4 protein-coding genes are annotated in these 6,087 nt (G+C 74.1%); all 4 read right to left on the bottom strand.

All coding sequences use genetic code 11. The features are described from left to right. The coding region (locus ABT299_RS52000; RefSeq protein ID WP_500255396.1) for an ATP-binding protein at window positions 1-2,706 on the bottom strand (2,706 nt) is incomplete at its 3' end. A 119-nt stretch (window positions 2,707-2,825) separates the two neighbouring features. Continuing rightward, window positions 2,826-4,199 (bottom strand): GH1 family beta-glucosidase, encoded by a 1,374-nt coding sequence (locus ABT299_RS51995; protein WP_500255395.1) that lies wholly within the window; start codon window positions 4,197-4,199, stop codon window positions 2,826-2,828. Between the two features lie 52 nt (window positions 4,200-4,251). After that, entirely contained in the window at window positions 4,252-5,145 is an 894-nt protein-coding gene (locus tag ABT299_RS51990) for a carbohydrate ABC transporter permease (RefSeq protein WP_500255394.1), read from the bottom strand. Continuing rightward, window positions 5,138-6,087: carbohydrate ABC transporter permease (locus ABT299_RS51985; protein ID WP_500255393.1), on the bottom strand; the 950-nt coding region annotated here is incomplete at its 5' end. The genes ABT299_RS51990 and ABT299_RS51985, both read right to left, overlap by 8 nt.

The following is a 6,087-nucleotide window of genomic DNA, read 5'->3' as shown; positions in this document are numbered from 1 at the left end:
GCGGGCGGCCTTGTCAGCGGCGTCGCGGTCGATGGCGCCGCCGAGATGCGCCGGGTCGTTGGCGATGAGCCCCATGGGGCGGCCTTCGATCCGCACCAGCGCGGTTATGATCCCGACGCCGAACGCCCGCCGCAGCTCCAGCACCGACCCGGTGTCGGCCAGGTGCCCGATGACCCGGCGGACGTCGTAGGCGCGCAGCCGGTTCTCCGGGACGACGTGCCGCAGGATCCGCTGGTCGTCGCACGTCCACTCGTCCACCGGGCCCTGGAAGTAGGACAGGTAGCGGCGGGCCGTGCCGACGGCCTCCGCCTCGTCCTCGACGGCGATGTCGACGACGCCGTTGGGCTCCTGGTCGGCGATCGGGCCGATCTCCTCGGGGGCGAACACGCCGAGGCCGCCGCCCTCGATCATCGCGGGCCCGCCCATGCCGATGTTGGCGTCGCGGGTGGCGATGATGACGTCGCAGCAGCCGAGGAGGGCCGCGTTCCCGGCGAAGCAGCGCCCGGACGCGATCCCGACCGACGGGACGGCGCCGCTGAGCCGGCCCATGGCGTGGAAGGTCGTCACGTCGAGGCCGGACACCATCGAGGTGTCGGTGTCGCCGGGGCGCCCGCCGCCGCCTTCGGCGAACAGCACGACCGGGAGGCGGCGGCGCCGCGCGAGGTCGAGCATCCGGTCGGTCTTGCGGTGGTTGTGGTGGCCCTGCGTCCCGGCCAGCACCATGTAGTCGTAGGACATCACCACGGCCTGGCCGCCGTTGACGTCGCCGAGGCCGCAGACCATGCCGTCGGCCGGCGTGCGCTCGATGAGGTCGTCCAGGGACCGGCGCTGCCGCTGCGCCGCGATGGCGAGCGCGCCGTACTCCACGAACGTGCCGGGGTCGCAGAGGTCCTCGATGTTCTCCCGCGCGGTGCGGTGGCCGCGCGCGTGCCGCTTGGCGACCGCGTCGGGACGGGCCGCGTCCAGCCCGATCTCGTGCCGCCGGATCGCCTCGGCGAGGTCGGCGCGGATCGCGTCGAGGTCGGCCTCGGCCTCGTCGTCGGCGTGGTCGCCGTCGGCCTCGGCGGGTTCGAGGAACAGCAGCGGCGCGCCCTCGGCGACGGTGGTGCCGGGCGCCGCGGCGAGGGCGCGGACGACGCCCGCCTCCCCCGCCCGGACGACGTGCTCCATCTTCATCGCCTCGAGGATCAGGACCGGCGCGCCCGCGCGGACGAGGTCCCCTTCGGCGGCCTCCACGCTCACCACCGTGCCCTGCATGGGCGCGGTCACCGCGACCGTGCCGGGCGGCGCGTCGGGCACCGCCGCGACGGGCGCGGCGGCCTCCTCCGTCGCGGGAACGTAGAACCGGCGGTGCTCGCTGCGCAGCAGTTCCGGAAGGTGGTCGGCGAGGAACGAGGTGGTCACGCCGCCCGCGGTGAACTCGGGATGCCGCAGGACGCCCTGCAGCAGCGGGATGCTCGTCGCGACGCCCGCGATCTCGAACTCGCCGAGCGCGCCGTGGGCGCGTGCGGCGGCGGACGGCAGGTCCTCCGCGCGGGCGACGACCTTCGCCAGCAGCGGGTCGTAGCGGGGACTGGTGCGGTAGCCGGGGTGCCCGTAGGTGTCGACGCGGACGCCGGGGCCGGTCGGCGGCGTGAACGCGGTGAGGGTCCCGGCGTTCGGGTGCGGCGCGCCGTCCGGGCCGATCGTCTCGGTGTTGACGCGCACCTGGACGGCGCAGCCGTGCACGGGCGGCGGCGCGGCGAGGCCGACGCCGGCGAGGTCCTCGCCGAGCGCGAGCCGGATCTGCGCCTTTACCAGGTCGATGCCGGTGACCTCCTCGGTGACGGTGTGCTCGACCTGCAGCCGCGGGTTGGCCTCCAGGAACCAGAACTCCTCGCTGGACACGAGGAACTCGAACGTGCCGAGGCTGTCGTAGCGGACGCGCGCGGCCATGCGGACGGCGGCGTCCAGCAGCGCGTCGCGCAGGTGCGGCGGGAGCGCGGGCGCGGGGGCGATCTCCACCAGCTTCTGGTTGCGCCGCTGGACGCTGCAGTCGCGTTCCCACAGGTGGGTGACGGCGCCGGAGCCGTCGCCCGCGATCTGCACCTCGATGTGGCGGGTGCGGGGCACGTGCTTCTCGGCGTACAGGTCGCCGTTCCCGAAAGAGGCGAGCGCCTCGGAACGGCACCGCTCGTACGCCTCCGCCATATCGCCGGGCTCGGCGACGACGCGCATTCCGCGCCCGCCGCCGCCCGCGAGCGCCTTGAGCATCACCGGCCCGTGCTCGCGCGCGAACGCCTCGGCCCCGGCGGGCGTCACCGGTCCCAGCGTGCCGGGCGTCACCGGCACGCCCGCCTCGCGGGCGAGCTCGCGGGACCGGGTCTTGTCGCCGAACAGCTCCAGCAGCTCCGGGCGCGGGCCGACGAACGTCAGGCCGGCGGCGGCGCACCGCGCGGCAAACGCGGCGTTCTCGCTGAGGAACCCGTAGCCGGGGTGGACGGCGGTGACCCCGGCGTCCTTCGCGGCGGCGATCAGCGCGTCCGCGTCGAGGTAGCCGGGGACGCCCTCGCCGGGCAGCGCCCGGACCTCGTCGGCCCGGCGGGTGTGCGGGGACGCGGCGTCGTCGCGGGTGTGCACGGCGGCCGTCCGCAGCCCCAGCTCCGCCGCCGCCCGGACGATCCGCAGCGCGATCTCGCCCCGGTTGGCCACAAGGATCCCGCCCACCGGCCCCTCCTCACCCCGGCGCCCGCCCGTCGCGGGTCTGGTGGAGCCTCACTGTAGGCGGGGCGGGCGGCGGGCCCGGACCGGGACCCCCATGCGGCGAAGGGCCCCGGCCCGGACGGTCAGCGGCCGGTCGCGACCGTCCCGGCGGACAGGCCGCGGTGCGCGCGGATGATGTCGGCGTAGCGGTGCCCGCTGTCCTTGACGGTCCGCTTCTGCGTCCCGAAGTCGACGTGGACGAGCCCGAACCGCTGCGCGTACCCGTACGCCCATTCGAAGTTGTCGAGCAGCGACCAGGCGAAGTAGCCGTCCAGCGGGACGCCCTTGCGGATCGCGGACGCGCAGGCCGCCAGGTGCGCCTCCAGGTAGGCGGTCCGCTCGGGATCGTGGACGGCGCCGTCGCCGGTCACCGTGTCGGTGTACGCCGACCCGTTCTCGGTGACCATGAGGCTGCGCGGCGCGTACTCCTCGGTGACGCGGACGAGGATCCTCTCCAGCCGGTCCGGGTGGATCTCCCAGTCCATGCCGGTGCGCGGCGTCCCGGACGGGGTGATCTGCCGGGCGTGCGGCGGCGGGCCGTCCGGGTCGGCGACGTTGACCGAGCGCCGGTAGTAGTTGACGCCCAGCCAGTCCAGCGGCGCCGCGATCGCCTCCAGGTCACCGCTCCGCACCGGCGGCTCGACCCCGTACACCTCGATCATGTCGGCGGGCAGGCCGCGCCCGTGGATCGGGTCGAGCCACCAGCGGTTGTGGTGGCCGTCCTCGCGCCGCGCCGCCGCCAGGTCCTCGTCCCGGTCGCCGCCGGGCTCGCAGTCGGTGAGCAGGTTGACGATCCCGACGCGGGCGTCCGGCACCGCGGCGCGGATCGCCTGCACGCCGAGGCCGTGCGCCAGCAGCAGGTGGTACGAGGCGGGCACCGCCCGGCGCACGTCGGCGACGCCGGGCGCCATCACGCCCTTGAGGTGCCCGAGCCACGCCGCGCAGACCGGCTCGTTCAGCGTCGCCCACGACGCCACCCGGTCGCCGAGCGCCCCGGCGACCACCGAGGCGTACTCGGCGAAGCGCTCGGCGGTGTCGCGAGCCGGCCAGCCGCCGCGGTCCTGCAGCGCCTGCGGGAGGTCCCAGTGGTAGAGCGTCGGGTGCGGTTCGATGCCCGCCTCCAGCAGCGCGTCCACGAGCCGGTCGTAGAAGGCGAGCCCGGCCGGGTTCACCGGTCCGGCGCCGTCCGGCAGGACGCGCGGCCAGGCGATGGAGAACCGGTAGGCGCCGAGCCCGAGGGACGCCATCAGCGCGACGTCCTCGCGCCAGCGGTGGTAGTGGTCGCAGGCTTCGTCGCCGGTGTCGCCGCCGGCGACCGCGCCCGGGACGCGGCAGAACACGTCCCAGATGGACGGGGCGCGGCCGTCCTCGCGGGCGGCGCCCTCGACCTGGTAGGCCGAGGTCGCCGCGCCCCACGCGAAGTCGGGTCCGAACGCGGTCAGGTCGTCGATGGGCACAGGTCTCCCTCTGGGGTGGGGCGCGAGGCCGGGGCGGCGGGCAAGCGGGCGGTCACTTGACGGCGCCGGCGGTCAGTCCGGTCACCAGGAACCGCTGCAGCAGCAGGAACCCGGCGACGACGGGGACGCTCACCACGAGGGAGGCGGCCATCACCTGGTTCCAGTAGACCTCGTGCTGCGTCGAGTAGCCCTGCAGGCCGATCGACAGCGTCCGGGTCCGGTCGTTGGTCATCACCGAGGCGAACAGCACCTCGCCCCAGGCGGTCATGAACGCGTAGACGGTCACCGCGACGATCCCGGGCAGCGAGGCGGGCACGATCACTCGAAGCAGCGCGCCGACCGGTCCGCAGCCGTCCACCCGCGCCGCCTCGTCCAGCTCGCGCGGGATCGACTCGAAGTACCCGGCGAGCATCCAGATCGAGAACGGCAGCGAGAACGTCAGGTAGGTGAGGATGAGCGCGCCGCGGCTGCCGTACAGCGCGATCCCGGTCGCGTTGCCCACGTTCACGAAGATCAGGAACAGCGGGAGCAGGAACAGGATCCCGGGGAACATCTGCGTGGACAGCACCGTGACGGTGAACACCCGGCGGCCGGCGAACCGGTACCGGCTCACCGCGTACGCGGCGCCGACCGCGATGACGACCGACGCCGCCGTGGCGCCGACCGCGACGATGACGCTGTTGGCGAAGTAGCGGGCCAGCGGCACCGTCGACCACATGTCGACATAGGGGCGGAGCGTCGGTTCCGAGGGCAGCCAGTGGAACGCGCCCTGGACGTCCTTCAGCGGCTTCAGCGACGAGCTGATCATCGCGTAGACCGGGACGAGGGTGAACACGGCCAGCAGCGTCAGCACGATCCGGCGCGTCCAGAGGAAGGACGCGGGCGGGTCGGTGGGCGCGCGGCGGCTCCTCGCGGGGACGCGGGCGGGGGCGGCGGTCTCAGGCACGGGCGGTCCTCCGTCGCGACGTGGCGATCAGGTAGACCGCCGTGACCAGCAGCAGGAAGAGCAGGAGCAGCACCGACATCGCCGAGCCCGTGCCGAAGTTCCAGGTGATGAACGAGGTCTGGTAGATGTGCAGCGAGATCAGGTCCCCGCCGTCCGGCGCCGCCTTGCCGAACAGCACGAACGGCGTGTTGAAGTCGTTGAACGTCCACAGGAACAGCACCAGGACGAGCACCTGGTTGACGGGCCGGAGCGCGGGCAGCGTGATGTGCCGGATCTGCCGCCAGACGCCCGCGCCGTCGAGCGCGGACGCCTCGTACAGGTCGCGCGGCACGTTCTGCAGCCCGGCCATCAGCACCAGGAACGCGAACGGCCAGGACCGCCACACGATGACGGTGAGCAGCGCCCAGAAGCTGTTCCCGCCGATCAGCCAGAACGGCCGGTCGCCGCCGGTGAGGTGCAGCTGGTCGACCAGCACGTGGTCGACCATCCCGGTGTCGCGCTGGAACAGGAATCCCCAGGTCATGACGGCCGCGTAGACGGGCAGCGCGTACGGGACGAGGAAGGCCGCGCGCAGCAGGCCGCGCCCCCGGAACCGTTCCTGCATGAGGATCGCGGCGGCCGTCCCGAGCAGCCAGGACAGCCCGACGGCGAGGACGGTGACGGCGACGGTGACCAGGAACGAGCCCAGCAGGTCCCGGCCGATGGCGGCGTCGAAGTCGACGGCGATCCGGTAGTTGCCGAGGCCCTTGCCGGGCGCCTTCGCCCAGTCGCGGATGTAGAACAGCGTGAGGTCGCGGAAGCTCATCCACACGCCGACCGCGATCGGCACGACGTGGACGATCAGCTCGGCGGCCACGGCGGGCGCGAGCAGCAGGTAGGGCAGCAGGCGGGGCGGGACCCGGAACCGGCCGCGCGGCCGGCGGCCGCGGTGTCCCGGTCGGT

Origin of the sequence: Spirillospora sp. NPDC000708 (assembly GCF_040299565.1) — a bacterium.
Classification (GTDB): domain Bacteria; phylum Actinomycetota; class Actinomycetes; order Streptosporangiales; family Streptosporangiaceae; genus Spirillospora.
This window is presented reverse-complemented; position numbering and strand designations above follow the sequence as displayed.